We start from the raw sequence: 25938 nt of genomic DNA on the forward strand, positions 1-25938 counted from the left end.
AAGCAGGATTTTTGATTAATAAAAAAGAAAGAATCATAATATCCTTTGAGAGTAGGGGAGGTGGCTCCAACGGCTATCGATTTACACATTCATACAATAGAGTCGGACGGTTCTCTTTCAGTGGCTGGAGTTATCCAGGAGGCTGCCGAACGGGGGGTTCGTGTTTTGGCTTTGACCGATCATGAGACCACCAACGGCGTCCCGGAAGCCATGGAATTAGGCCAAAAGCATAATTTGAATATTATCCCCGGCGTTGAGCTGATCACAGCTTTCAAAGGTAAGGAAGTCCATTTGCTCGGTTATTTTTCTTATGCGGCGATGATGCATTCAGATCTCCAATCACGGCTAAAGGAACTTCGGCAGCAGCGAACCTATTTGGCTTTTGAAATGGTCAAAAGGTTACAGAAGGATGGATTCACCCTGAAATGGGCGGAGGTGGAGAAAATTGCTAATCCTGAAGGAGCGGTAAGCAAAGGCCATATTATGCGGGCTCTGCATGAGCATGAGAACGGCACTGTCCAGTGGCCTGTGATAGCGAAACTTTTCCAGCCTTACGGGATTGCCTACTTGCCATTTTTGGAACATCCTTTTGAAGAAGCTGTTGATTTGATCTACACATGCGGTGGTGTCCCTGTGTTAGCCCATCCCGGGTTGTTACGGGACGATCGTATGGTGGGTGAGCTTTTATCCTATCGTCCCATGGGTTTGGAGGTCTATTATGGTTATTGGGAGCAACGGGAAGCCTTGATTCAAAACTATAAAACGATAGCTCAGGATAAAGCTATCCTGACGACCGGAGGCAGCGATTTCCATGGTTTATTCGGACCGGTTAAACTGGGAGAGATTGAGGTTCCGGAACAATGCAGTCGTGAACTGCAGACTTTTCTTAAGCTTGATTTTTAGAAAGCCAGAAAGACAGTGTTGATTTATTTTACTTGAGGATAAAAAACCCCTTTCAGTGAGAAACTAAGGTTAGTTTTTGGAGCTGGAGGGACAAAAGAATGCAAAAATCACGACCGGAACAGGATGTTCATGAAGACATAAAAATTCTTATCCAAACTCACTTTGGGGAATCGGGCCAAGGAATCCATATTGAAGTCAAAGGGGATAAAGTTTCCCTATGGGGGACAGTGGATAGTCTTGCTGAAAAAGACTTTATCGGGCAAAGAATTGGCCGCATCGACGGTGTAAAAGAGCTGGATAATTCTCTGACGGTTGCCAACGACGGAAAAATCACCGATAAAGATATTGAAAAGCAAGTGGTTGAGCGTTTTGCTCAATCTAATTTTGAAGAGATCATGCATTTAGGGTGCCGGGCAAGCAAAGGGATTGTGACTTTGCTTGGACATCTGGAGACGCAAAGCAGTGAGCGGCTGGCGAAACGAATTGCTTCTCAGGTTAGAGGGGTAAAAGAAGTTCGTAGTGAAATTGATTTCCTGGAAAAGGCTGTGGACGATGCCACCCTTGTCAACCGTGTTGAAAATGCTCTAGTAGCTTCTCCATGGGTGAATGCCCATGAAATCAAAACATCGGCTCGCAATGGTCTGATTACGCTTACGGGAATGGTTAATACCCAAGAGGAGATGGAATGGGCAGTGGATACAGCCTATCAAGTACCAGGGGTTAAAGCTGTGGTCAGCGAGATCTTCTCCCGTCATCGTTCTCAAGGTGAGGATCTCTATATGACGGAACAACTCGTACGCAAGCTGGGGCAGCATGGCATGGCATCTCAGCTTGTGCGGGCCTTTGTTCAGGATGGCATAGCTTATATGACCGGTGAGGTCTATTCCGATGAAGATCGAAGATGGGCTGAATCCATGGGACAGCATGTGGAGGGGATCAAGAGCATCAATAGCTCGATTAAAGTGGCCGCCCACTCCAGCAAATAAATGGAATCTTAACAGCAGTTGTGCAATGCTTCATTGCTTCATTGCCTAAAACATAGTGCAGGAATATTCCCCGGTGCTGTTCTGAATTTTTTCGGGATGGCACTGGGGTAATTTTTGACCTAGCTGAGATTGGCAAAAAAGTTACGAAAAATAAAAATTTCCTATAATGAGGAAACCCAAAATGTATTTTAGATATGATATAATGAATTCGTTCGTAAAAAAAATGGCAAGCAGGCTAATAAAATCCTTTGGGGGTGTTAAACATCGATCCAATTACTCATGGCTTAATCGGTGCTGCGTTGGCTAATCTTTCGGGGCACCCGATCCAACTCAATGATCCAATTTTCATAGGTTGCACATTGGGAGCAATGGTTCCTGATTTGGATATCGTCACCCATCTCAAAGGCAGACTTAATTATTTATTGAAACACCGGGGAGCCAGCCACTCATTCCTGGCTTTGGGAGGAATGGCATTAGGTTTAGGCACGCTTGTTCATTATACTTTTCCCACCAGTTCCTGGTTAGTTGTTGTATTTTGGACGTTGATAGGAACTCTGTCTCATGGAATTGCTGATTTATTGAATTCCTATGGTGCTCAGCTTTTATGGCCTTTTTATAAGAAGAAGTTCACGATAAATATGGCCATGGTAACTGAACCAGTGATTTTTGTCTTGTTCTTTTCTTCCTTTATTTTTTCATTTACTCGGCCGGAATTTGGGTTGTATTCAAGCTTAACAACCTTTGCTGTTGCACTCATCTATCTTTTTATAAGGGAAATGGACCGTTATAAGACTCGGCAGCGACTTGAGGAAACTTTTGCTGCACCCCGTGGCCAGGTAAAAGTCCTGCCTGCCATGTATCGGCCTTTCAGCTGGGCCTTCTTAGTCTATGAGGAGGATACCGTAAGCTTTGGTGTTATGAAGAAGAAGCATGCCAAAATTCTTAAAGTGCTGCCCCAATGGGATTCGGAAGATCCACTAATCAATAATGCTTTGGAAGGCGAATTAGCGGATATTTTTAACCGGTTTACGCCCTATTTTCATGTGGTCCGTACAGACAGCCCGGAAACCAAAGTCCAGTTTGTCGACCTTAGATATTGGGATAAAGAAGATTTTCTCTATACCGGGGAAGTCTGCATTTGTCCGGATGGTAAGATTACTGAGGAGAGATTTTATACTTTTGGAAGCAGGAACTCGCAAGGTATAGTATTGGAGTATTGAATAGATATAAGGAGCACAGGCTTTCCAGCGTGGAAGAGTCTGTGTTTTTTTATACACATGTCAGGAGTTTTTAGCCGAACGAAAAAACTCTTTGACTATACTTTAGACATAAAGGATAATTAGAGGTGGTGGAGGTGGAACTGTGTCGAAAAGGAAAAGAAAAACCCTGCCTGTTCGGCAAGTGGTTGCTATAGTATTGGCAATATTAGGATTCTTAGCCCTGCTGGGGGAATTAGGTTTCACTGCAGTCGGTAAGGGGCTTTATAATTTGATGAAATATCCTCTTGGAGAAAAGGTTTGGCTTGCCCCCTTGGTCTTTTTTGTGTTGGCCATTGGTGTATGGGTATCGGCTCTTTGGGGGCTGAAGCAGGGAGCCAGGCCAAAGGGAAAACAGTCTTATCCCCGGGGTAAAACCAGGGAAAAGGTGAAAAGGACAAATCTTCAGGAAGAGCGCGGGGAGGAAACTTTCTTTCCTCAAGGTATGGAGCTGCCAAAAGGGAAGCTTGTTCCCTTAAAAGGATTTAAAGAATATTTCTCCACAGATTTAGAGATGAAGCCCATGGAGCCTTTGACAGAGCTTGATGACCTGGGCCGGGATTTCGATACATATTTCACAGAAGGTAAAGATATTTCCTTTAAACCCATTGGAACCCGGCTGACAACACTGCAGGGATTCTCGAGTTATTTTGATGAGGTAAGTTCCGAAATAGAGGAAGAAATAAGGAATACCGAGCCTGCTTTGCCCAGTAAACGCCAGTGGGAAAAACTGGACATTACCGGTTTGGAGCCTGATCTCTATCCGGGACAAGTGGCCCAGTTGCTAAAGAACGAGCGGAGAATGCCCCAAGGGATTTCCACCGAAGAACGTGCAGCTTTACTTGGCAAGCCCCTGCAGACTCCTGCCTATAATTCGGAACCTTCCCGGGAAGAGCCATGGAGCGAAGCGGCTCACAAAAAGGAAAACCCCAAAGTGCTGCAGGAAAAGATGGATTTGGTGCGCAGTATTGCCCCCAGCCTGGTCAAGAAAGAAAGCGTGAAAAAGATTGATTTCGAACCCTTGGCAAAAGTCCCTGCTTATGAAGAAGCGACCCTTTCTGAGGCCTCTCTCCTTTCAGAAGAAGAACCTATTATAAGAGAAGAACCTATTTCAAGAGAAGAACCTAGAATCCAGGAAGATCTTGCCCCACAATTTGAGCAGAAGATTGAAGAACAAGTGCCTGCAATCAATCTGGAAGGCAACGCAGTTAATTTTCATGGGGAGAATGAAGAAGATAAGGCTATTGAACCTAAGCTAAAGACCACGGAGGCGTTGAAGAAGGCCAAGGCTTGGAGTTTGCCTTCCTTTGCATTACTGGATCCGCTTCCTCAGGTCACAGTGGTTCATGACCAGGATACCCAAAAACATCTGGAGAAGGTGTTGGAAGATTTCGGGGTTCAGGCTAAGGTCATCCGCGTGGCCCGGGGGCCGGTGATCACTCGCTATGAGCTGGCGCCTGCTCCTGGGGTGAAGATCAGCCGCATTGTCAATTTAGCAGATGATATTGCTTTGGGGTTAGCTGCCCGGGACGTGCGCATTGAAGCGCCGATTCCCGGCAAATCCGCTATTGGCATCGAAGTGCCCAATAAGCACCCCAGAGCTGTGCCTTTCCGCGAAGTTCTGGAGACACCGGAATTTAAGGAAGGGTCAGCTAAGTTGCGCATTGCTTTAGGGAAAGATATCGGCAATCAATCCATTGTGGCTAATTTAGCTAAGATGCCTCATTTGCTGGTAGCCGGAGCCACGGGTTCAGGAAAGAGCGTATGTATTACCGCTATCATCAATTCACTGCTCTTTAATACCCGTCCCGATGAGGTCAAATTCCTGATGGTGGATCCTAAAATGGTGGAATTGAGTCTTTATAATGGAATTCCCCACCTTTTGGCCCCTGTGGTGACAGACCCTAAAAAAGCCTCAGCCGCCCTGAAATGGGTGGTCAAAGAAATGGAAACCCGCTATGAATTGTTTGCCGCTTCCGGGGTGCGGGATATTGAACGGTATAATCAAATGAAGGCGGCGGAGGCCGGTCAGGGAAGCGATGCCAAAGCTGAGCCACTTGCCCCGGCTATGCCTTGGATTGTGGTTATTATTGATGAATTGGCAGATTTAATGATGGTAGCAGCCGATGAGGTGGAAGAAGCCATTTGCCGCCTGGCACAGATGGCCAGAGCTGCCGGAATCCATTTGGTCATCGCCACCCAAAGACCTTCAGTGGATGTTATCACCGGGGTGATTAAGGCTAATATTCCCAGCCGGATTTCCTTTGCCGTAAGTTCACAGATCGACTCCAGAACCATCCTTGATTCTACCGGAGCCGAAAAACTCTTGGGAAGAGGAGATATGCTCTATTCGCCCCAAGGTATGAATAAGCCCATGCGGGTTCAAGGCTGTATGGTTGCCGATGATGAAGTTCAGAAAGTGATAACACACTGGAAGTCCCAGGGATCACCTGAGTATCTGGATCCGGAAGGATTTTTGAACGCGGGCTCTTCGGGAAAAAGTGAAGGTGTCGGACCGGATGATGAGCTTTTTATGGAGGCAGGCCATCTGATCATTACTACAGGTATGGCTTCCGTTTCCTATTTGCAAAGAAAATTAAAACTGGGCTATGCCCGGGCTGCCCGTTTGATTGATTTGCTCGAGGAGCATGGGGTAGTGGGAGGATATGAAGGCAGTAAGCCCCGCCAAATCCTCTTGACAATGGATGAATTTGAAGAACGCTTTGGTTGATTCTTAATCGTTAAAAATGTTAACTGATCAAAAGGAAGGCTCTTAAAAGGAGTCTTCCTTTTTGTTTGTTGTATTTAGGGATAAAGAGAAAGAGACAGGTAATACTAAGGATAATTCATTACAGACCGATATTAGGAAGGAGTAAGGATTATGAGCGTTCAGTTAAAATGTGATGCCGTCAATTGCGTGTATAACCGTAGTCATCTGTGTTCTGCTGAGGAGATCGAGGTGCAGGGAGGGGAGACCACGGGTGGAGATGCTACGTTCTGCGGAACCTTCAGCTCGAAAAGCCTTGGTAACTTTGTCTCTTCGCTGGGAAATATGAATTACAGCGGAAGCTTAAAGCAGGCGGTATCAGCGGAGCCGATCATGGACCCTAAGGTTCATTGCAATGCGGTGAACTGTACCTATAACGACCAGCGATACTGCCATGCTGACCAAGTTGAGATTCGCAATGAGGTTTCCCACACAGCAGAAGAAACAGAATGTCAAACGTTCTACCCTAAAATGAGTTAAGAAAAGAGAGACTCTTCTCTTCTTTACTGCCAAAAAGCTTGCCTTATCCATAGGCGAGCTTTTTGCCATATAAGAGAGTCATTTCTTGAGGATTTACGGTATAATAAAACCATTGGGTAATGAATGATTCAAGCTGATAGAAGGAAGAGGAGTGTTCATGAAAGGACTATTTGTTTTGGTTGCCCTTTGCGGCGGGATGGTGATGGGGATTCAGACCCCTATTAATGGAGCTTTAGGAAAACGAATCGGTGGAATTGAAGGAGCACTGATCTCTTTTGCAGTAGGCTTGCTCTGTCTGTCCTTGGCGGTATTGTTTTTCGGCAAGGGTAATCTCAGTCAAGTCACCCATGTTCCAAAACCATGGCTCATTGGCGGAGCACTGGGTGCCATTGGTGTTACATGCTCCATTTTGTCGGTGCAAAGAATAGGGGTAGCGGGAACTCTGACCGCGGCTGTTGTCGGTCAGATTCTGGTAGGGTTAACCATTGATCATTTCGGTCTGCTGGGAGTGGGGAGAACCCCTCTGGACTTCTCCCGGGTATTGGGTGTTATACTGATGCTGAGTGGTCTTTATTTTGTGCTAAGACAGAATTTGTAAGGAAGCCATAAATTGAGACGAGGATACATATATTAAAAGTATATCTTTATGGATGCCATTCTTTGCATTCTAGTTTAAATCTCAAGGAGGGGTTAGTTTTTGAAAACCCGGAGCACGATGATATGGATCCCCCTGATTGCCTTAACCCTTCTGTTTAGTCTCGTTTACTTATGGTATGCCCTTTTTCCAGGTTCGATACGACCTGAGGCTGTCCAGCTTTTTGGCATGGAACAAATCCAGCAAGGCCGGGATTACAGCAAGGGGATAAGAATTTCCTATATTCTGAACTTCATGTTCCAGGTCCTATTCTTAATTTGGATTCTGGCCTCGGGACGGGGAAGCAGGCTTTCCCGGGCTTGCGAACAGTGGGCCCGAGGGCGTAAATGGTTAGGATACCTTGTTTTTTATCTCGTGATTTGGCTGCTGCTTACCCTGATCAGCCTGCCTTTTACTTTTTTCAGCGGCTTTTATTGGCAGCAGCTTTGGGGTTTTTCTACGCAAACCTTCCTGTCCTGGTGGGGGGATCTTCTTAAAGAGTCCCTGCTGGACCTGGTGATGGGTGGAGTAGGCGTTTGTTTACTGTTTTTGGCCTTTCGGCTCTGGCCTAAAACCTGGTGGCTGATCTGTGGCCTGCTTTTTTCCCTTTGGTTGGTTATACAAAGCCTGCTTTGGCCTGTTCTTGTGGCACCTTTATTCAATCACTTTCAACCTGTGGCCAACCCGGAAATTATCTCCATGGTCAATGAGCTGGCCAATAAGGCTGATTTAGCTATCGATGAGATGCTGGTGATGGACGCCAGTATCAGGACGACGAAGGCTAATGCTTATTTTGCCGGAGTCGGGGAGACAAAACGGATCGTCCTCTATGATAATCTTCTTAATCAATACCCTCTGGAGGAAGTAAAAGCGGTTATTGCTCATGAAATGGCTCACTGGCAAAAAGGACATATTGCCCGGGGACTCTTTTTAGGGACTTTGGGAAGCTTCTTAGTCTGGGGAGGAGCGTACCTGGTTCTCCGGCGGGAAATGTCCAGACATCATGTACCCCCTTTGGTGTGGGCGGTTTTTCTATTATTTGCAGTATTGGTGAGCTTTGTGAGTGCTCCTCTGCAAAACTCCATCTCCCGTCAAATGGAGATCGAAGCGGATCAGACCTCTGTCTTGCTGACCGGGAACCCACAAGGAGCGATTCAATTGCAGATGAATCTGGCTTTGAAGAACCGTTCCGATTTATCCCCGCCTGGGTTTATCGAATGGTTCAGCTATACCCACCCCTCGGTATTAACACGGATTGAAAAAATAAATGAAGTGGGTGGCGGATAAGTCGACTAAGCTTTAGGTGAACATGCTTTCACCTAAAACAAGTTTCCTATATACTTAGAGTTAAGAGATGACCTGCATAAGTGGGTCGAGGAGTGGAGGTTGGAAGATGGACTTTTTAGTTGTGGATTTTGAGTTTTCAGTTCCCCAAAGTTACGGCAAACCCAGAGCCTGGTTTCCAGAAATCATCGAAGTAGGGGCCACCGTCCTTGATCCTAACGGCAAACTGGCATTGGATAAAACCTTTAATGCCTTTGTAAAACCTCGCTTTTGGCCGCGTTTAGCTGAAGAAAGCTATGGGATTACCGGGATTCGTCAGGAAGATGTGGATCAAGGTATTCTCCTGGAAGAAGCAATTCAGCATCTGCAGAAATTAGCCCATCCGGAAGCCTATGTAGTGGCTTGGGGAGATGCGGATCGTAAGATTCTGGGTAATGTATGTGAAAAGTATGGTTTAAAGTACCCCTTTGTCTGGGAGAACTATATTGATTTAGCGGAGCAGTATAAGCATTACCGTTCCCTGGACCATTTGATTTCCCTGAAGAAGGCCATTGAAGAAAATTCCATCGAGCAAATTGGCATACTCCATTCAGCCTTGGATGATGCTATTAATGCCGCACAAGTCATGGCCAGGATGATGAGTGAAGGGTGGATGGTTAAGACCGGTGAGCAGGCTCATGGTTCTGAAGAAAAAAGAATCGCTGAGGCAGCTCAGAAAAATTCAAAAATTATCATCTAGCGGCAAACGCATAAATCCCAGGGTGTTCGTAAAGGCTATTTCATGAAAGAAAAATTATGCTGAAGATCGAAGGTAAAGACCAGCAAACGAATGAGCTGGGGGTAAAGCTGTGGCAAAAGTTATTATTGTTGAAGGAAAAACCGATAAGGAACGGCTTCAGGAAGTTTTAGCGGAGCCTGTTGAGATACTGTGCAGTTATGGGACGATCAGTTATGAAAAAACTGAAGAATGGGCGACCCAGCTTGAGGATTCAGAGGTGTATTTGTTGGTCGATGCCGATGATTCCGGAGAGAAAATCCGCAAAAGCCTCAATCAGGCCCTTCCGAATATCCATCATTTATATACCCATCGCATGTATCGTGAAGTGGCAACGACTCCTCTCGATGTGCTGGCTCAGGTTTTAGACCATGCACATTTTGAGGTCAAGGAAATCCGCCCGGAAGAAGAGCTCTTTTAAGGTTGACGGTTGCCGTAAGGCGGCCGTCATTATCTTTTGCACAGCTGTATTGCTCATGTATTCTATATACTCGTGTCGAAAGGAAGGAACTTGTTGACCCTGCAGCGAATCATAATTAAATCTTTGAGAAATTATAAATTTTTTAGGAGAACAGGTTTTGGCTGCATAACATATAGCATTAGATTCGGCTAAGGATTCACCGATGGGAAAGGAAGAACACTCATGCATAATATTGCCAGGGAGCTCAACGATCAGATAAGAGCAGAAAACCCCCATGTGTACGAACTGCTTTCAGATTTAGGGAGGAATTTATACTATCCCAAGGGAATATTGACCCAGACAGATGAGGCTACGGAAAAGGCTTATCGCTTTAATGCCACAATAGGTATGGCTACGGAAAAAGGGCAGCCCATGTTTCTGCCGGTTATCCAAGAAACCTTGTCCCAGTATAACCCTCAAGATATCTATACTTATGCGCCTCCGGCCGGGAAATCCAAAATCAGGGCTGTCTGGAGAGAAAAACTGCTTAAGGACAATCCTTCTTTGCAGGGCAAGACCATGAGCCAGCCTATTGTGACCAACGCTTTAACCCATGGTTTAAGTATTGCGGCAGACCTTTTTTTAAATCCTCAGGACGTATTAGTGCTTCCCGATAAACTCTGGGGCAATTACACGATGATTTTTGGAACCCGCAGAAATGCTGAAATGCGGAATTTCACCTTTTTCACGGAGAACGGTGAATTCAATACCCAAGGGATGAAAGAAGCTCTTCTGGCCCAAAAAGCACAAGGCAAAGCGGTGTTGCTGCTTAATTTCCCGAATAACCCGACCGGTTATACGCCTGTTGAGAAAGAGGCTCAGGCCATTGTGGAGGCGTTGCTGGAGGTGGCGGAGCAGGGAATTAATGTGGCGGTTTTAGTCGATGATGCTTATTTTGGGCTTTTCTACGAGGATTCCATCAAAGAATCTCTGTTTGGACGGCTTGCCAATATCCACCCCCGCATTCTGGCCGTTAAGGTGGATGGTCCAACCAAGGAAGAGTATGTATGGGGATTCCGGATTGGGTTCATCACCTTTGGGGATGCCAGCTCAGTGGTTTGCGATGTTCTGGAGAATAAAACCAAGGCCATCATCCGCAGCACCATCTCCAATGCCTCCCACCCTGCCCAAACCTTCGTCCTTCATGCTTTGGCATCCCCTGATTTTGAGAAGCAAAAACAGGAGAAATACAAGATTATGGAAGGCCGGGCCTTAAAGGTCAAAGAGATCTTGAACCGGGGTGATTACCAGGACCTTTGGGATTATTATCCTTTTAACTCCGGCTATTTTATGTGCTTGAAGCTTAAAGGTGTGAAGGCAGAGGAATTGCGTCTGCATTTACTGCATAACTATGGAGTGGGTGTCATCGCTCTGGGTGAGTCCGATATCCGGGTGGCGTTCTCCTGTGTGGAAGAAGAAGATTTGGAAGAATTGTTTAAGTTGATTTATCAGGGAGCCAAAGATTTAGCATAGTCAGGAGTAGGGAGTCTTGGACAAAGAACTACGGGTTTCTGTGCGGACCCTGGTCGAGTTCGTCTTGCGTCAGGGTGATTTGCAGATGGGTTTCATGAGTGGATCCAGAATGGCGGAAGGGATCTATGCCCATCAGTACCTGCAAAAGGAGCGGGGAGCAGATTACCAACCTGAAGTGACGCTGCGGACGACGGCTTATCAGGATGGTTTCAGCTTAGAAATTCATGGGCGGGCAGACGGGATATTCAGAAATGAATCAGGAGTTGTCATCGAAGAGATAAAATCCACATCCCTGGATTTGGACTTGATCGACGAATCCTATAACAATTTGCACTGGGCGCAAGCTCAGTGCTATGCTTATATAGTGGCAAATCAGGAAGATCTGGCTCAGGTGCAGGTTCAATTAACCTATATACAGTTGGAGACCCATGAACTTAAAGAATTCCGAAAGTCCTTGAGCAGAGAGGAATTGGAGTTCTTCTTTAAGGATCTTGTGGAACGGTACTGCACCTGGGCCCATCGGCTTTCGGCTTGGACAGAGCAGCGCAATGAAAGCATCTCCCGGCTTGAATTCCCTTATCCTGCTTATCGCAAAGGCCAACGAGAGCTGGTTGTGGCGGTCTATAAGACGATAAAAGAAAAGCATAAGCTTTATGTGCAAGCTCCTACAGGTATCGGCAAAACACTGGGGACGATTTTTCCGGCTTTAAAATGCCTCCTCGAAGGGTTGGAGACACCGATCTTTTATCTGACGGCTAAGACCATCACCCGCACCGTAGCGGAAGGCTCTCTCCTCATGCTCCAGCAGCAAGGACTGTCCCTGAAGAGGGTCACTCTTACGGCTAAGGATAAAGTATGCTTTTGTCCTGAGTGTGAATGCACACCGGAAGATTGCAGCTATGCCAAAGGATATTATGACCGGTTAGGCCCGGCTCTGGAGGATATTTTTGAGAGGGATCATTGGAATCGGGAGCAGATCGAGAACTGTGCCCGCAATCATGGGGTCTGTCCCTTTGAATTTTCCCTGGAACTTACCAATTGGGCTGATTTGGTGATCTGCGACTATAATTACGTCTTTGATCCAAGAGTGTTTCTCAAACGGTTTTTTCTCGAAGGCGGGGATTATGCCTTTCTGATCGATGAAGCTCATAACCTGGTGGAGCGGGCCCGGGAAATGTTTTCCGCCGAATTAAACAAGGAGGAATTCCTCCACTTGAAGAATCTCGTGGAGGATCAGGAACCGGTTCTGGGAAAAAGGCTCCAAACGGTCAATAAAAACTTTTTAAAGCTCAAAAAACAAGGTCTTGAAGTGGAAAAAGACGCCCCCACAGCCCTGTACTCTTCATTGGAGAGGGTAGTGAACGAAGCGGAGAAGTTTTTCAAGAAAGAGGAAACCCCACCCTGGAAGGAGAAGTTAACGGAGCTGTACTTTAACATTCAAGCCTTCCTGCGCACGGCTGAAAGTTATGATGAGCATTACCTTACCTATTATCAATACCCGGAGCAGGATGTTCGTGTTAAGCTTTTTTGTGTTGATCCCTCTCAGCAGCTGGCTCAGGTCTTAAACAAGGGGAGAGCAGCAGTTTTCTTTTCGGCCACCTTAAGCCCTCTGGAGTATTTTATTCAGGTTTTGGGGGGAGAGAAAGAATCTTATAAGCTGCAGCTGCCTTCTCCTTTTCCTCACGAGAACCTTTGCCTGATGCTGCAGAAACAGATCTCCACCAAATACAACCAGCGCTCTTTATCCCTGGACCCCATCGTCGACGGGATAACTCAGCTTGTTCAGGGGAAAACCGGCAATTATCTGGTCTATTTTCCTTCATATGAGTATCTTGAACAGGTTCGGGAAAGGCTTCTCCAGGCCCATCCCGAATTTAAGGTTTTGACCCAAACTATGGGGATGACTGAGGCGGATCGGGAGGAGTTCCTAGAAGCGTTTCAGGAGGAGCCCCGGGAGAGTCTGGTGGGATTGGCCCTGTTGGGGGGAATCTTTGGGGAAGGAATCGATCTTACGGGAGAGCGTTTGTCCGGTGCCGTAATTATCGGGGTGGGGCTGCCCCAGATTGGCACGGAGCGGGATATAATTCGCGCTCATTTTCAGGAACGCTATGGGCAAGGGTTTGAATTTGCCTATATGTACCCTGGGATGAATAAGGTGCTCCAAGCCTGTGGGAGAGTGATACGGACAGAACAGGATCGGGGAGCAATCCTCTTAATTGATGAACGGTTTGCCCGTTTGTCTTACAGACGTCTATTCCCTAAGGAATGGCATGCTATCCATACGCTGCAGGATAATAGCCGGATTCCTTCACTATTGAAAGCCTTTTGGGAATCATCATAAAATAAAGAACACATGTCAGAGGAGGGATGGGCTATCGACGAGCTGAATCAAGAGAATAGAAGAGAAAAAGATTCTTCCTATTCTTCAGTATACAATGGGGCGGAAGAGACTATCGTTGGTCAGGACGAACATGCTGATGATTATGTTATTGATGAGCAAAACATAAAATCCAAACCGGGGAACAAGAAGGGTTTATGGGCGGCGGCAGCCTTCGCCATCCCTTTGTTGACGAAGGGGAAATTTATTATCCTTTTTGTAGTGTCTAAATTGAAGTTCCTTTTTGTCTTTCTCAAGCTCGGTAAATTTGCCACCACTGCGGTATCCATGGTGGCTACGATCTGGATCTATGCCGTATTTTATGGCGCAAAATTTGCCTTGGGGTTTGTAGCGCTGCTCTTCGTCCATGAAATGGGACATTACCTTACCGCGAAACGAGTTGGCTTAGCTGTATCGGGACCGGTATTTATTCCCTTTGTGGGCGCCTTGATCGGGATGAAGGAGAATCCCAAAGATGCGGTGACTGAAGCCCAAGTCGCTTATGGCGGTCCCCTTTTTGGGAGTCTGGCTGCGGTGCTGTGCTTGGCGTTCTACTGGCTTACAGGATATGAACTGGCTTTGGTTCTCGCTTATGTGGGCTTTTTTCTCAATATATTCAACCTGCTTCCTGTTCATCCTATGGATGGCGGGCGAATCGTCTCCGCGGTCTCTCCCTATCTATGGCTGGTGGGGATCCCTGTCTTGCTTTACCTTATGATCACATCCTTTAACCCCATCCTCTTGATTGTCGTGATCCTGGGAGTGAGCCAAGTCTACAAACTATGGAGGAATCGGCATGAACTGTCGATCTATTATGAGGTTCCTTTGCGGGAGCGGGTACAGTTTGGCATTCTCTATTTTGGCTTGGTGGGTTCTCTTGCCATGGGGCTGACCTATGCTCTGGAACTTTTAGCTTAGGGTGCTTTTGACCTGGGTTGAAATAACTGAGTGAAAAGGGCTGCGGAGGGATAAACTAAAGAAAACCTGGAAGGTGGAGGAATTTTTAATGGCGGAAAATCAGGAAAGCATCATTATGAGCTTCTTTTATGATCAAGAATCGCCCTCTGGGGTAGGGTTTGAAACCATCGAGCTCTTATCTCAAAGCAAGGATACCCTTTGTCTGGCGATGGATTTAGCTGCCAAGATCAGCGACAGTTTACCCGAAGAAGCTAAAGCAGTCATGGCTGAAGAGGGGGTTCCTCTCTACCGGATTTTCACAGATCAGAAAGGTTTCTGGGGCGAATGGTGCGATACGGAGGCTTTGAATGTGGAAGAGGAGATGAAAAAGCTCCTGGACAGAATTGCCTCAGACCTTGAACAGGCTGCTCACTAAGATCTATTGCCACTCAAGTCTTCTCTATGGTAACATTGTAGAAAAAGATAACAGATGAGGAATAGTTTGCATGGGAATCCACAAACCTAAATTTTACGCTGTCCGTGCCGGACGGGATAAGGGAGTATTTTCTTCCTGGGAGGAGTGCCGGAAGGCCATCCATGGTTTTTCCGGAGCGGTCTACAGATCCTTCCCTACCTTAGAAGAGGCTCAGGCCTGGTTCAAAGGGGAAACACTGAGTGATCCGCTGAAAGCAGAGGATGACTCCTGGAGAGACGATAGAACGGAATATGATGTCTACACGGACGGAAGTTACGTTAATGGTCAGTATGCCTGGGCTTATGCTTTTGTTAAAGACGGTAAAGTTCACTATGAAGATGCCGATGTGGGTAAGAACCCCGCCGCGGCGACTATGCGCAATGTAGCTGGTGAGATTGCTGCGGCCCTCTATGCCGTAAAAAAAGCCTCACAGCTTGGGGTTAAAATCCGCATTCTTCACGATTATGCAGGAATCGCTTTTTGGGCTACGGGAGAATGGAAAGCAAAAAATGAGTTTACCCAAGCCTATGCCAAGCTGATGAATCAGTATCGGGGAATTTATAGTTTTGAAAAAGTCAAGGCCCATAGCGGCAATGAATTCAATGATTATGTGGATATGAAAGCTAAGAGTGCTTTAGGTATAAGAGACTGAAAGTGTTGAGCCTGCCATAGGGTGGGCTATTTAGTTGGGGGTTTTAAAATGAAATTCAAAGATTTTCCTTATTCACGTCCTGATCTGGAAAAACTCAAAGGAGAGTTTAAGGCTCTCCTTGAGCAGTTTAAAGGGGCAGAAAATTTTCATGAGCAGGATCGTCTGCTCATGGCTATCAATAGCTTGCGGGGAAAATTTGACTCTATGTCCCAAATTGCCTCAATACGCCAAACTATTGATACTAACGATACCTATTATGAGCGGGAACAAGAATTTTTTGATGAGAATTTGCCCATCTACCAGGGATTGATTTCAGAGTTTTATCAGGTGTTGCTGGATTCCTCATTTCGCCGGGAATTAGAACAAAAATGGGGCAAGCAGCTTTTCCGTATCGCGGAATTAACCCTGAAGACTTTTAAACCGGAGATTATTGAGGACTTACAGGCGGAGAATAAATTGTCCACCGAATATACCAAGCTCATTGCTTCAGCCAAGATTTACTTTGCAGGGGAAGAGCGCAATCTTTCCGGTTTAGGACCTTTTCTGCAATCCACCGATCCGGTCCTGCGGAAAAGAGCCCATGAAGCGAAATATGCTTTTTTTGCAGAACATGAAGAAACTTTGGACACTATTTATGATCAGCTGGTTAAGGTTCGGACACGGATTGCCCAGAAGCTGGGTTACCCCAATTATGTGGGATTGGGCTATGCGCGGATGCTGCGTTCCGATTATGATGCACAGATGGTGGCTGATTTCCGCAAGCAGGTTCAGGAAGATATCGTACCGCTGACCTCCCGCTTGCGGGAACGGCAGCGGCAGCGCCTGGGCTTGGAAAATTTGTATTACTATGATGAAAAAACCAGCTTTAATTCAGGCAATCCCCAACCTCATGGGGAACCGGACTGGATCATCGAGCAGGGCAGAAAGATGTATGGAGAATTATCAGCGGAGACTGAGGAGTTCTTTGACTATATGGTGAGCCATGAGCTTATGGACCTGGTGACCAAAAAAGGCAAGGCTGGCGGTGGCTATTGCACTTATATCAGCGAGCATCAAGCGCCGTTTATTTTTTCCAATTTTAATGGGACTTCAGGAGATGTGGATGTCCTGACTCATGAAGCGGGTCACGCCTTCCAAGTCTATTCCAGCCGTCATCATACTCTCCCGGAATATCAGTGGCCTACCTACGAATCCTGCGAAATTCATTCGATGAGCATGGAGTTTTTCGCCTGGCCCTGGATGGAGCTTTTCTTCGCAGAAGAAGCGGATAAATATCGTTTCCAGCATCTCAGTGAAGCCCTGCTCTTTATACCCTATGGAGTGAGCGTGGATGAATTCCAGCATTTTGTTTATGAGAACCCTGACGCCACTCCTGCCCAGAGAAAAGCAGCCTGGCGTGAAATTGAGAGAAAGTTCCTTCCCCATCGGAATTATGAGGGCAACCAGCACCTTGAAAATGGCGGGTATTGGCATCAGCAGGGGCATATCTTTGGCAATCCCTTCTATTATATTGATTATACCTTAGCTCAGATTTGCGCTTTTCAATTCTGGAAGAAATCCCGTCTGAATGCTCAGGAAGCCTGGCAGGATTACTTAAGACTGTGCCAAGTCGGGGGCAGTCTGTCCTTCCTGGATTTAGTGGAGCTGGGACAGTTGGTTTCCCCCTTCCAGGCAGGATGCCTTAAATCTGTGGCTGAAACCATTAACCAATGGCTTGAGCAGGTGGATGACCGGAAATTTTAGTGGAGGAGGAACCCATGGCAAACTTAGAAGCTTTAGGTTCCAGCAATATCTGGAAATATCTTGGTATGACGATCGTTACCAATGAGCAGGGGAAAAAAGGTGTTAAGATCACCACTACGGACAAGTTTAAACAAGCTCATGGCAGTGTCCATGGCGGCATCATCGCTACAGTGATCGATACGGCTATGGGGGTAGCCGTCAATGAAGCAATCGGTCCGGACCACTATGCGGTGACGGTGGAGTTGAAGGTCAACTATCTTCTGCCTGTTGTGGACTTGGATATTTATGCTTATGCCAGCCTTGTCAAGGAAGGCAAACGGCTTTTTATGGGGACAGTTAATGTCTATGACGAGGACGGTAATCTGGTGGCTATCGGCTCTGCGACCTTTTCCATGATTACCAGGCGCAAGGAGCAACTTTAAAAGGAGTAGCTATGTTCATTTCCTGCAGTGGCGAGAAAACCATCCTGGCGGTGCCGGAACAGGGTTCGGCAATAATCGGCGGGTACTGGACCCCCGATTCAGGCAGAGTTAAAGGTCCGGTTCAATTAAAATGGGAAGAGGGCAGAGTGAGTTCCCTTTGTCCCTATTCTGACCATAGGGGACGCTCAAAATCTTCTGGAGAAGAAGATTTTGCCTGGCAGCCTTATTTGCTGATGCCCGGCTTTATCGATAGTCATGTGCATTTGGCTTTGGACAGTATTGATTTTTATCAATGTCTGGAAAACTGGCATAACCCGGCTCTGATGGAGAAGGTGATCCAGGACAATCTTCGCCGTTATTTAGAGTCGGGCGTCGTTGCCGTCCGGGATGGCGGTGATTTGCCGGGTTTCGCCTGGTCCGCCAAGAAGCGCCTGGAACGTGAAGAATGGCAAGGCCCCCGGGTAGTTTCAGTGCGGGAGGCTGTAGCCCGGCAGGGCATGTATGGACGCTTTTTGGGACGGGGCTTCTCAAGCCTGCAGGACTGGCACCGGATTAAAGAGGATTTTTTCCGGCAAGGTGCCGACCAGCTTAAAATCGTCGTCACTGGGATTATCTCCTTCAGCCAATACCGGCAGGTGGGAACGGTTCAGTGGAGTGTGGAAGAACTCAAGGAATTGACTGCCTCCGCTCATGCCAGGGGAATCCTGGTGATGGCCCACGCCAGCGGGGAAGAGGGCATCTCGAGAGTGATTGAAGCGGGAGTGGATTCCATAGAGCATGGGTATTATATGACTTCCCGGCACTTAAGACAGATGAAAGCTCAAGGAATCGCCTGGGTCCCTACGGTGGCACCCATAGGCAACCTGTTGAAATACCCCACAGGCAGGTATTCTGAGCAGGAAATAGCTACTTTGTCTGAAATATTGAAAGGCCACCTCAGCCGGATTAAGGAAGCCTCTGATTTTGGTGTGCGTTTAGGCGTCGGCACGGATGCGGGAGCCTATTCAGTGCCCCATGGCAGCTCCTTCCTGGATGAAATGCTCTGGCTGAGGGAGGCCGGAATTCCTGAAGAAAAAGTTTATTGTCTCGCTACCCAGGAGAGTGCCCGCATCTGTGGGCTGCCTGAGTACGGGAAACTGGAAGCCGGCACTCCATTAAACTGCCTTCAGCTAAAGGAGTTATAGGAATCACCGAAAAATATTCAGGGCACCATGATGTTGTTGGTTGAAGTGTGTGCTTCGACAGGTTGTAAAGGAAATAAGTTTTTTTGAAGCAAGATAAACCCGGGAGTCTCTCCCGGGTTTATCTTGCTTATTAAGAGCTACCCATTTAGATTCAAAGCCATGATGCTCACGCTTTTCTGTCTTTCTAACTCCTTAAAGTCTAACTCTTCGTCATATTCAAGGTGCCTCTGTACATTTTTTCAGGTTGGCCGTTGTTTTTTACAGGGATTCGTTTGTACTGATTGATATGGTTAGCATTGCACCAGCCGATATTATTGTACCATGTTCCATTTATATAGAACAACGAGAGATTAACAGATAATTTTAAGCAAATGATTACACAATAAAGGAATAAGCAGAAAACCCTGAAAACTTGGAGTGACTTTAAGAAGTTCTTAAGATTTAGATCGGCAGAATGATCAGAATTAAGGGTTACCATAGTCCTAAAGACTGAGAAAGGACGTGGTATAATTTGTATGAATTGATTAGCGAGAGGAGTCCCATACATGAACATTTTAGTATGCGACGATGATAAGGAAATTGTCGAAGCGATAAGAATCTACTTAGCCCACGAAGGCTATACGATCCATAAAGCCTTCAATGGGCTCCAGGCCTTGGAGGTTATTGAAGAGCAGACTGTCCATCTGGTGATCATGGATATTATGATGCCCCAAATGGATGGGATCAGAGCTTTGATGAAGATTCGAGAAGAACGGAATATTCCGGTGATCATGCTCTCGGCCAAATCCGAAGATACGGACAAAATTATGGGCCTGAATATGGGTGCGGACGATTATATTACCAAACCCTTCAATCCACTGGAGCTCATCGCCCGCGTCAAATCCCAGCTGCGCAGGTATGTAACATTAGGCAGCCTGGAGACCAAGACGAATGTCTATCAATCCGGGGGGCTGATGATCGACGACGAAAGCAAATGCGTCACCGTGGACGGCGAGGAAGTTAAGCTGACCCCTGTCCAGTATAAAATTTTGAAGCTGCTGACAGCCAATGCGGGAAGGGTCTTTTCCATCGATCAGATTTACGAGAACGTTTGGAATGAAGCGGCTTTCAGTGCGGAAAATACAGTAGCTGTCCATATCCGGAAAATCCGTGAAAAAATTGAGATCAACCCGAAGGAGCCTAAATATTTAAAGGTGGTGTGGGGAATTGGATATAAAATCGAGAAGCTTTAGCCATTCACTGATTGCCAAAGCTTTAGCTTTTGTGTTGGTGATCTTTTGCTTTACTCAAGTCGTTACTTTAGTGCTCAATGTCATCAATCGCAGCCACTTTGGGGTAGCTTTGGAAAAAAGCTATTATCTGGGCGAAGGCTTCATTAATGAAAGCAATAATATTATCAGCGACCTAAGGTCACTCAGCAGATATAAGAGTGAGGAAAATATTTTAGCCGGAGGAAGTGTTTCAGAGGATAGACTTAGAAATAGAATTGACAGCCTCTATTGGGAGTTTCAGGTAAACAGCGACAGAAGATCAACAGTGAATAGCAACTCAACAATGAACAGTAACTCAGCAGTAGTCGAGGAAAATGTAGACGAGGGCTCTTCCCAAAAGCCTCCTTCCACTTCCAGCGTTACCAGTCCGACGCAGCCAGGCATTTATAATCCCAATCTATCCGACAGGGAAAATTATCAGATTTTCCTGGAAGCTTATAAAGAAGAGATAGCAAAAGAAAAAGAACGTCTGATTCAAGAAGATCTTTATTATTACCAAACGACTTTACAACGGTTGGCAAGCTATAAGGGGCTGAATTATTTCCTAAAAGCCGGGGAGCTGGAGCTGACCAATCAGGCAGAGTTGTCGAAAGAAGAGTATACTTCTTATCCCGCCTATATGCTGTTTGAAGGGTTTATCCAGAACGTCTATCCCCAGGAGATCAAAGAGAATCCGCGTTTTTATCAGATTGCTCCTGACGCTTATGTACAGGATTATCCGGATGTTTTGTATATTGGTTTTGAGGATGAGTTTTTAAAGCCTCGGATTGCCGAGTGGCAGGAAGACAAAGAAGTTGCTAATCATGCCCTTTATCAGATAGCAGCTTATCTGGCAGGACTGATGGCTTCCTTTATCTATCTCCTGATCGTCTGGGGAAGAAACTCAAGACATGACCAGGAAGTCCATCTCAATACCCTGGATCGTCTCTACAATGATTTTAATATCTTATTTTGTTTAGGCTTGATTTCTTCCTGGTTTATACTGGGTTTCAATTTTTATCAAATGCAAAATGCTGCCCTTATCTATCCCATGACTCTGGCCATAGCAACCTTGGGGCTGATCCTGGTCTTATCCCTGGTTAAGCATATTAAGAATAAGACCCTCCTCAAACACACTCTGGTTTATACGATTTTCCATAAGCTTTTTTCCGGTATCAAAGCCATCTATGACAGCGGCAGTCTGGGAGTGAAAGTGGCTGTCCTTGTCATTGGCTACCCTTTATGTATTGCCATAACCTTTTTCATGTTCCCCATTACCATTGGTGTGGCCATATGGTTATCCTTTAAGAAAGTCAAGGAATTCAAGGCCATTAAAGAAGGAGTCAGGCGGGTTAAGGATGGGGATCTGGCGACGATGATTAACATCAAGGGCAAGGGAGAGTTCGCTCAACTGGCTGGGGATATCAACAGTATAACCGACGGCTTAAATAAGGCCGTGGAAAATGAGATTAAAAGCGAACGCTTAAAAACAGAATTGATCACTAACGTTTCCCATGATATCCGCACTCCCTTAACCTCCATCATTACCTATGTTGACTTATTAAAAACGGAAGAAGACCCGGAAAAGATCAAAGACTATGTGGAAGTTCTCGAGCAAAAATCACAGCGCCTTAAAGTGTTGACCGATGACCTCTTTGAAGCCGCCAAGGCCTCCAGTGGGGATATTCCGGTGACCTTTGAGAGAATAGATATTGTATCCCTGCTGACTCAGGGCTTAGGAGAAGTGGATGAGAAAATCCAGGAACGGGGATTGGATTTTAAATTCAATTACCCTCGGGAAAGAATGTGGGTCAAGGCTGACGGGAGACTTCTTTGGCGAGCCATTGAAAATCTTTTGTCCAATATTTTTAAGTATGCCTTGGCAGGCTCACGAGTGTATATCGATCTGGAGGATGCGGGTCCGGGAATAAGATTAACTATTAAAAATATCTCAGCCTATGAATTGAATATATCTTCCACTGAGTTGATGGAGCGCTTTAAGCGCGGCGATGAATCCAGAAGCAGCCAGGGAAGCGGGTTGGGCTTATCCATTGTCACCAGTCTGATTGAAATCCAAAAGGGGAGCTTTACCATTGAAGTGGATGGAGATCTCTTTAAAGCGATGATCTTTTTGTACAAAGATGATAGTAAGGAAACCCCATTATCTCCCCAATAGCTTAAATAATAGACAAAATTTACCAAGGACAATCTGCTTGTCATGGCGAACTCTCTATCATAAACCTGAATTAGGGGTGATGGAGATGTTTCCCAAAAGCAAGACCCTGAAAATAAAAACCATGAGGAGCCCTGCAGAGGCCATAGAATTTCTTCAGGAGATAACCGAGGGATTAGCCAATGCGGATAAGCATTCTTTGGAAGATTTCATTTTGTATCTGCGTCAACGGGCTGACGATATCCAATTTAAATATTACAAGGCCCGTTGCTTGTATATGATGATCCCTCCTGAAGATTCCTTAACTTTCTGGGTGTGTTATACTTTGGGCAGGCTTCCGGAAACGATTCGTTTTGCAAACTTCGAAGGGGAAGTGCTGGAACTGCTCAAGGTATTATCCTTAGCGGAACAGAGCCCCCCAGCATGGAAGCAGGGCAATGGGCTCAAAAAAGATGTTCTGGGCAAAGAGATGAACTGTGCTTTATCCTTTCTCAAAGAAGAGTATCCGGTATTTTTCAGCAGCCTGACGAAGAACCCCCTCTTAGTCCCTGTATTAGGTTTCCGGTTAAGATTAAGAGAAGGTTCCTTGATGACCATTCCCCGGCTTCATTGCCTGGGAGTTTTTCAACCCAATCGGAATGAAGAGGAACTCTTGCTGCCGATTCTCCATGCCTTGGCCCATATTCTGCATTATTCCCTGACGGAGGATGCCAAGGTTATGCCTCCCGGCTTTACGAATATGGTTAAGCAGATTTTTGACGATTACCAGATGAACCCGGAAGACGGAGGTGAGTTCTTTGCCGAACTCTTTGTCGCTTCCCTGCTTTATGACACTGAATACATGCCTTTGGTCGCTTATATGGAGCTTTGTCATGAAGATCAGGCGGTCATCAGGAATTACTTCACTTGGCTGGAGACAATTTATGCCTCAAGTCTTCAGGATAATATGCTGAGAGTCATCCATCAATGGGATGAGTTAAAAAGAGCATAGACGCGTTGAATAGGCCTTTCGGGTAATGAAGAACATGATCCGGAAAGGCTTTTTTCATTTTTAAACACACTTGCTATACTTTGGGTATTGGTTGACAGCATTCGTGCTTTATTAACAGACCCATGCTTGGAATTCCAAGGGTAAGGATGGACGAAATCCGTTGAGTTATGCTATTTTATAGGAGGAGCGCTGCCTGGGGCGGCGTGATTTGAGAGGAATCGGGGTATCACTTCGTTCAAGATTGGAGAGGAAGAGCTTTGAATATACAGATTTATGGAACCCGAAAATGTTTTGATACCAAAAAAGCGGAGCGATATTTCAAAGAGCGGAACATAAAATTTCAATTTATCGATCTCAATGAAAAAGCTCTAAGTAAGGGTGAATTGCAGAGTGTCAAATCCTCTGTCGCCTTAAATGAGCTGATCAATAAAGAAGGCAAAGACTATAAAGCCCTCAATCTCGATCAAATCAGGGGCTTGGAGATGCGTGAAGAGCTTTTGCTGACTCATCCTAAACTCTATAGGACCCCGATTGTTCGCAATGGCAGGAAAGCAACGGTAGGTTATCAACCGGAGATCTGGAAAGAGTGGGAGTGATCGCCTATAATGAGCCAGGGGAAGGAAGAGAAGTGAGCTAGATGATGAAAATGATGCTGATCGGAATTGGCACACTCTGCGTAGTGCTTGGCATTATCGGTGTGTTTTTGCCTGTCGTCCCCACGACTCCTTTTTTATTATTGGCGGGAGCATGCTATATGCGAAGTTCCCCAAGGCTTCATAAGAGACTGTTGGCGAGCAAATGGCTTGGCTCTTATCTTAAAGATTATTACGAAAATAAAGGGATGACGCTGCATGCCAAGGCTGTATCGATCTCCTGTTTATGGCTTTCTTTAACCATTTCGATGTTTTTTGTGGAAATAATTGGGGTGCGGCTCCTTCTCCTGGGGATTGGTCTGGCAGTTACCCTCTTTTTACTGAGCCGCAAAACCAAAAAAAGTGAAACATGTGCCAATCCCTGTGGGGACGTTAACAGGCAGAAAGGAACAACTAAAGAATGAGCAGGATTCAAGCCAAGGATTCTTATGATTATCCTTATCCGCCCCAGATGATTTATCCGTTACTTGCGGATATTCCTGGCTATAGAAGCTGGTGGCCAGGAGAATTCCGAGTGCGGATTCTGGAAAAGTCCAGAGACCATCTTCATGCCAAGATTGAAGTATGGGCTTCAGGAGGATGGTTCCGGTGTGAGACAATATCCTTAAGCTTTCCGAACCGGGTAGATATCCGCTACTATCAGGGTGTCGTCATTGGCGAGAGCTGGTGGGACCTTGAGGAGCTGGAAAATGGCGGCACAAAGGTCAGCTATTCCATCGCCTTAGAACCTCATGGCAGGGTAATGGGGTTCGTGGCGAAAATGATCAATATTTCAACCCTGCATTCCTTTCAATTTCAAAGGGTGTTGAAGCGCTTGCATCGCCATCTGGATTCTCTGTACCTAAAGGAACCTAAGTAATTTTCTATCCGCTGCCCATTTCCAATAGCATTCCCGTACCTTTTGCATAGGATATACGGAAAATCTATGGAAAGGGGTGTATTTATGAATTATGTGGTAAAACCTGGGGAAACTCTTATGGACATTGCCTGCATGTTCAATACTACAGTAGAAGAGCTTCTCATGTTAAATCCGCAAATCACTGATCCTATGTGCCTTTTCCCAGGTCAGGTTATTTGTGTACCAACGCAACCGTGCTCCATGCATCCAATGCATCCAATGCATCCGCAAATGCCCATGGAAGGTCAGATGATGGCTCAAGGTCAGCCTTGTCCTGTTCTCAGACAGGGTTCACAAGGTCCCTCGGTCGTACATTTACAACAGCTTCTTACATCTCACGGCTTTAGTCCAGGAGCTATTGATGGCATTTTCGGACCGAGAACCCATGCAGCAGTTGTCGCTTTTCAGGGCAGCCGTGGTTTGGTACAGGATGGGGTCGTTGGGGTCAAGACCTGGACGGCTCTTGGAGTCAATTGCATGACTCCGCAACCCAGTCCCTGCCCGACGTTGCGTCAAGGTGCGACGGGCCCCTCCGTGGTTCAGCTGCAACAGCTGCTCACCTCCCATGGCTTTAGTCCGGGGGCCATTGATGGGATCTTCGGACCGAGGACAGAAGCCGCGGTGATTGCTTTCCAGGGCAGCCGGGGATTAGTACAGGATGGCATCGTAGGTGTCCGGACCTGGACGGCCCTGGGGGTCAATTGCATGACGCCTCCTCCACCGCCGCCGCCACAGAATTGCCCAACCTTGCGCCAAGGCTCAAGGGGTCCCTCCGTGGTTCAGCTGCAACAGCTGCTCACAGCCCGTGGTTTTAACCCAGGGGCTGCCGATGGGATTTTTGGACCGAGGACGGAAGCAGCGGTGATTGCTTTCCAAAGAAGCAGTGGTTTAACACCGGATGGCATTGTCGGCATTCGGACCTGGACAGCACTGGGAGTAACCTGCACTACCCCCCCACCACCGCCATCCCAAAACTGCCCAACCCTGCGGATGGGATCCCGTGGGGCATCTGTGAAGGAACTGCAATCCTTGCTGAAGGCGCAGGGATTTAGTCCTGGGAATATTGATGGAATTTTCGGTTCCAGAACTCAAGCGGCAGTGATTGCATTCCAAAAGAGCAGAGGACTTGTCCAGGATGGCATCGTCGGGATTCGAACCTGGACGGCTCTGGGTGTGAATTGCCGCAAAAATTAAGGTAGGGCTAA

24 protein-coding genes are annotated in these 25938 nt (G+C 46.4%); all 24 read left to right on the top strand.

Annotated features, from left to right (window positions below; translation table 11 throughout):
• Positions 1 to 60: 60 nt before the first annotated feature.
• Positions 61 to 903, top strand: coding sequence for a PHP domain-containing protein (locus DESLBE_RS01930; protein WP_144674941.1), 843 nt, complete (start codon positions 61 to 63; stop codon positions 901 to 903).
• 98 nt (positions 904 to 1001) lie between these two features.
• Positions 1002 to 1889 carry a BON domain-containing protein gene (locus tag DESLBE_RS01935; protein ID WP_144674942.1) on the top strand — a complete coding sequence of 296 codons (888 nt, stop codon included), beginning with the start codon at positions 1002 to 1004 and terminating at the stop codon, positions 1887 to 1889.
• A 248-nt stretch (positions 1890 to 2137) separates the two neighbouring features.
• A complete protein-coding gene (locus DESLBE_RS01940; RefSeq protein WP_018211574.1) occupies positions 2138 to 3109 on the top strand; it encodes a metal-dependent hydrolase in 972 nt (323 codons plus the stop codon).
• A gap of 142 nt (positions 3110 to 3251) precedes the next feature.
• The gene (locus DESLBE_RS01945) at positions 3252 to 5876 is read left to right on the top strand and encodes a DNA translocase FtsK (RefSeq protein WP_144674943.1); all 2625 of its coding nucleotides are present in this window, start codon (positions 3252 to 3254) and stop codon (positions 5874 to 5876) included.
• A 150-nt stretch (positions 5877 to 6026) separates the two neighbouring features.
• Entirely contained in the window at positions 6027 to 6392 is a 366-nt protein-coding gene (locus DESLBE_RS01950) for a DUF1540 domain-containing protein (protein WP_005812124.1), read from the top strand.
• A 157-nt stretch (positions 6393 to 6549) separates the two neighbouring features.
• Positions 6550 to 6990 (top strand): DMT family transporter, encoded by a 441-nt coding sequence (locus DESLBE_RS01955; protein ID WP_144674944.1) that lies wholly within the window; start codon positions 6550 to 6552, stop codon positions 6988 to 6990.
• A gap of 99 nt (positions 6991 to 7089) precedes the next feature.
• Positions 7090 to 8313: a M48 family metallopeptidase gene (locus tag DESLBE_RS01960; RefSeq protein WP_144674945.1), complete on the top strand. Its 1224-nt coding sequence runs from the start codon at positions 7090 to 7092 to the stop codon at positions 8311 to 8313.
• Positions 8314 to 8419: 106 nt separating this feature from the next.
• The gene (kapD, locus tag DESLBE_RS01965) at positions 8420 to 9049 is read left to right on the top strand and encodes a 3'-5' exonuclease KapD (protein WP_035242906.1); all 630 of its coding nucleotides are present in this window, start codon (positions 8420 to 8422) and stop codon (positions 9047 to 9049) included.
• A gap of 109 nt (positions 9050 to 9158) precedes the next feature.
• Positions 9159 to 9506: a toprim domain-containing protein gene (locus tag DESLBE_RS01970; RefSeq protein ID WP_005812133.1), complete on the top strand. Its 348-nt coding sequence runs from the start codon at positions 9159 to 9161 to the stop codon at positions 9504 to 9506.
• 222 nt (positions 9507 to 9728) lie between these two features.
• The gene (locus DESLBE_RS01975) at positions 9729 to 11018 is read left to right on the top strand and encodes an aminotransferase class I/II-fold pyridoxal phosphate-dependent enzyme (protein WP_018211579.1); all 1290 of its coding nucleotides are present in this window, start codon (positions 9729 to 9731) and stop codon (positions 11016 to 11018) included.
• Between the two features lie 16 nt (positions 11019 to 11034).
• On the top strand, positions 11035 to 13359 hold the full coding sequence (locus DESLBE_RS01980; RefSeq protein ID WP_144674946.1) for an ATP-dependent DNA helicase: 2325 nt from the start codon (positions 11035 to 11037) through the stop codon (positions 13357 to 13359).
• 12 nt (positions 13360 to 13371) lie between these two features.
• Positions 13372 to 14313: a site-2 protease family protein gene (locus DESLBE_RS01985; RefSeq protein WP_144674947.1), complete on the top strand. Its 942-nt coding sequence runs from the start codon at positions 13372 to 13374 to the stop codon at positions 14311 to 14313.
• 88 nt (positions 14314 to 14401) lie between these two features.
• Positions 14402 to 14728 carry a hypothetical protein gene (locus DESLBE_RS01990; protein ID WP_144674948.1) on the top strand — a complete coding sequence of 109 codons (327 nt, stop codon included), beginning with the start codon at positions 14402 to 14404 and terminating at the stop codon, positions 14726 to 14728.
• Positions 14729 to 14798: 70 nt separating this feature from the next.
• On the top strand, positions 14799 to 15419 hold the full coding sequence (locus DESLBE_RS01995; protein WP_144674949.1) for a ribonuclease H family protein: 621 nt from the start codon (positions 14799 to 14801) through the stop codon (positions 15417 to 15419).
• Between the two features lie 48 nt (positions 15420 to 15467).
• The gene (locus DESLBE_RS02000) at positions 15468 to 17162 is read left to right on the top strand and encodes a M3 family oligoendopeptidase (RefSeq protein WP_144674950.1); all 1695 of its coding nucleotides are present in this window, start codon (positions 15468 to 15470) and stop codon (positions 17160 to 17162) included.
• Positions 17163 to 17176: 14 nt separating this feature from the next.
• Positions 17177 to 17584 carry a PaaI family thioesterase gene (locus DESLBE_RS02005; protein ID WP_144674951.1) on the top strand — a complete coding sequence of 136 codons (408 nt, stop codon included), beginning with the start codon at positions 17177 to 17179 and terminating at the stop codon, positions 17582 to 17584.
• A gap of 11 nt (positions 17585 to 17595) precedes the next feature.
• Positions 17596 to 18768 carry an amidohydrolase family protein gene (locus DESLBE_RS02010; RefSeq protein ID WP_144674952.1) on the top strand — a complete coding sequence of 391 codons (1173 nt, stop codon included), beginning with the start codon at positions 17596 to 17598 and terminating at the stop codon, positions 18766 to 18768.
• 545 nt (positions 18769 to 19313) lie between these two features.
• Positions 19314 to 20000 (top strand): response regulator transcription factor, encoded by a 687-nt coding sequence (locus tag DESLBE_RS02015; RefSeq protein ID WP_005812153.1) that lies wholly within the window; start codon positions 19314 to 19316, stop codon positions 19998 to 20000.
• Positions 19975 to 22194, top strand: a complete 2220-nt coding sequence (locus DESLBE_RS02020; RefSeq protein WP_005812155.1) for a HAMP domain-containing sensor histidine kinase — start codon at positions 19975 to 19977, stop codon at positions 22192 to 22194. The genes DESLBE_RS02015 and DESLBE_RS02020 overlap by 26 nt, the downstream gene beginning before the upstream one ends.
• A 37-nt stretch (positions 22195 to 22231) precedes the next feature.
• Entirely contained in the window at positions 22232 to 23182 is a 951-nt protein-coding gene (locus tag DESLBE_RS02025; protein WP_015944305.1) for a hypothetical protein, read from the top strand.
• A 257-nt stretch (positions 23183 to 23439) separates the two neighbouring features.
• Positions 23440 to 23778 (top strand): arsenate reductase family protein, encoded by a 339-nt coding sequence (locus DESLBE_RS02030; RefSeq protein ID WP_005812158.1) that lies wholly within the window; start codon positions 23440 to 23442, stop codon positions 23776 to 23778.
• Positions 23779 to 23819: 41 nt separating this feature from the next.
• Complete coding sequence (locus DESLBE_RS02035; protein WP_005812160.1) at positions 23820 to 24239, top strand: YbaN family protein; 420 nt, start codon at positions 23820 to 23822, stop codon at positions 24237 to 24239.
• The gene (locus DESLBE_RS02040) at positions 24236 to 24694 is read left to right on the top strand and encodes an SRPBCC family protein (protein ID WP_005812162.1); all 459 of its coding nucleotides are present in this window, start codon (positions 24236 to 24238) and stop codon (positions 24692 to 24694) included. The genes DESLBE_RS02035 and DESLBE_RS02040 overlap by 4 nt, the downstream gene beginning before the upstream one ends.
• A gap of 66 nt (positions 24695 to 24760) precedes the next feature.
• On the top strand, positions 24761 to 25927 hold the full coding sequence (locus DESLBE_RS02045) for a peptidoglycan-binding protein (protein WP_144674953.1): 1167 nt from the start codon (positions 24761 to 24763) through the stop codon (positions 25925 to 25927).
• Positions 25928 to 25938 lie beyond the last annotated feature (11 nt).

Source organism: Desulfitobacterium sp. LBE, from assembly GCF_007830365.1.
Classification (GTDB): Bacteria; Bacillota; Desulfitobacteriia; order Desulfitobacteriales; family Desulfitobacteriaceae; genus Desulfitobacterium; species Desulfitobacterium hafniense.

Excerpts from the sequence above, each read along its gene's own strand:
- DESLBE_RS01935 (WP_144674942.1), top strand. The coding sequence starts at position 1,002 with ATGCAAAAATCACGACCGGAACAGGATGTTCATGAAGACATAAAAATT.
- DESLBE_RS01950 (WP_005812124.1), top strand. The coding sequence starts at position 6,027 with ATGAGCGTTCAGTTAAAATGTGATGCCGTCAATTGCGTGTATAACCGT.
- DESLBE_RS01955 (WP_144674944.1), top strand. The coding sequence starts at position 6,550 with ATGAAAGGACTATTTGTTTTGGTTGCCCTTTGCGGCGGGATGGTGATG.
- kapD (WP_035242906.1), top strand. The coding sequence starts at position 8,420 with ATGGACTTTTTAGTTGTGGATTTTGAGTTTTCAGTTCCCCAAAGTTAC.
- DESLBE_RS01975 (WP_018211579.1), top strand. The coding sequence starts at position 9,729 with ATGCATAATATTGCCAGGGAGCTCAACGATCAGATAAGAGCAGAAAAC.
- DESLBE_RS01985 (WP_144674947.1), top strand. The coding sequence starts at position 13,372 with ATGTCAGAGGAGGGATGGGCTATCGACGAGCTGAATCAAGAGAATAGA.
- DESLBE_RS01990 (WP_144674948.1), top strand. The coding sequence starts at position 14,402 with ATGGCGGAAAATCAGGAAAGCATCATTATGAGCTTCTTTTATGATCAA.
- DESLBE_RS01995 (WP_144674949.1), top strand. The coding sequence starts at position 14,799 with ATGGGAATCCACAAACCTAAATTTTACGCTGTCCGTGCCGGACGGGAT.
- DESLBE_RS02000 (WP_144674950.1), top strand. The coding sequence starts at position 15,468 with ATGAAATTCAAAGATTTTCCTTATTCACGTCCTGATCTGGAAAAACTC.
- DESLBE_RS02005 (WP_144674951.1), top strand. The coding sequence starts at position 17,177 with ATGGCAAACTTAGAAGCTTTAGGTTCCAGCAATATCTGGAAATATCTT.
- DESLBE_RS02010 (WP_144674952.1), top strand. The coding sequence starts at position 17,596 with ATGTTCATTTCCTGCAGTGGCGAGAAAACCATCCTGGCGGTGCCGGAA.
- DESLBE_RS02015 (WP_005812153.1), top strand. The coding sequence starts at position 19,314 with ATGAACATTTTAGTATGCGACGATGATAAGGAAATTGTCGAAGCGATA.
- DESLBE_RS02035 (WP_005812160.1), top strand. The coding sequence starts at position 23,820 with ATGATGAAAATGATGCTGATCGGAATTGGCACACTCTGCGTAGTGCTT.
- DESLBE_RS02040 (WP_005812162.1), top strand. The coding sequence starts at position 24,236 with ATGAGCAGGATTCAAGCCAAGGATTCTTATGATTATCCTTATCCGCCC.
- DESLBE_RS02045 (WP_144674953.1), top strand. The coding sequence starts at position 24,761 with ATGGAAAGGGGTGTATTTATGAATTATGTGGTAAAACCTGGGGAAACT.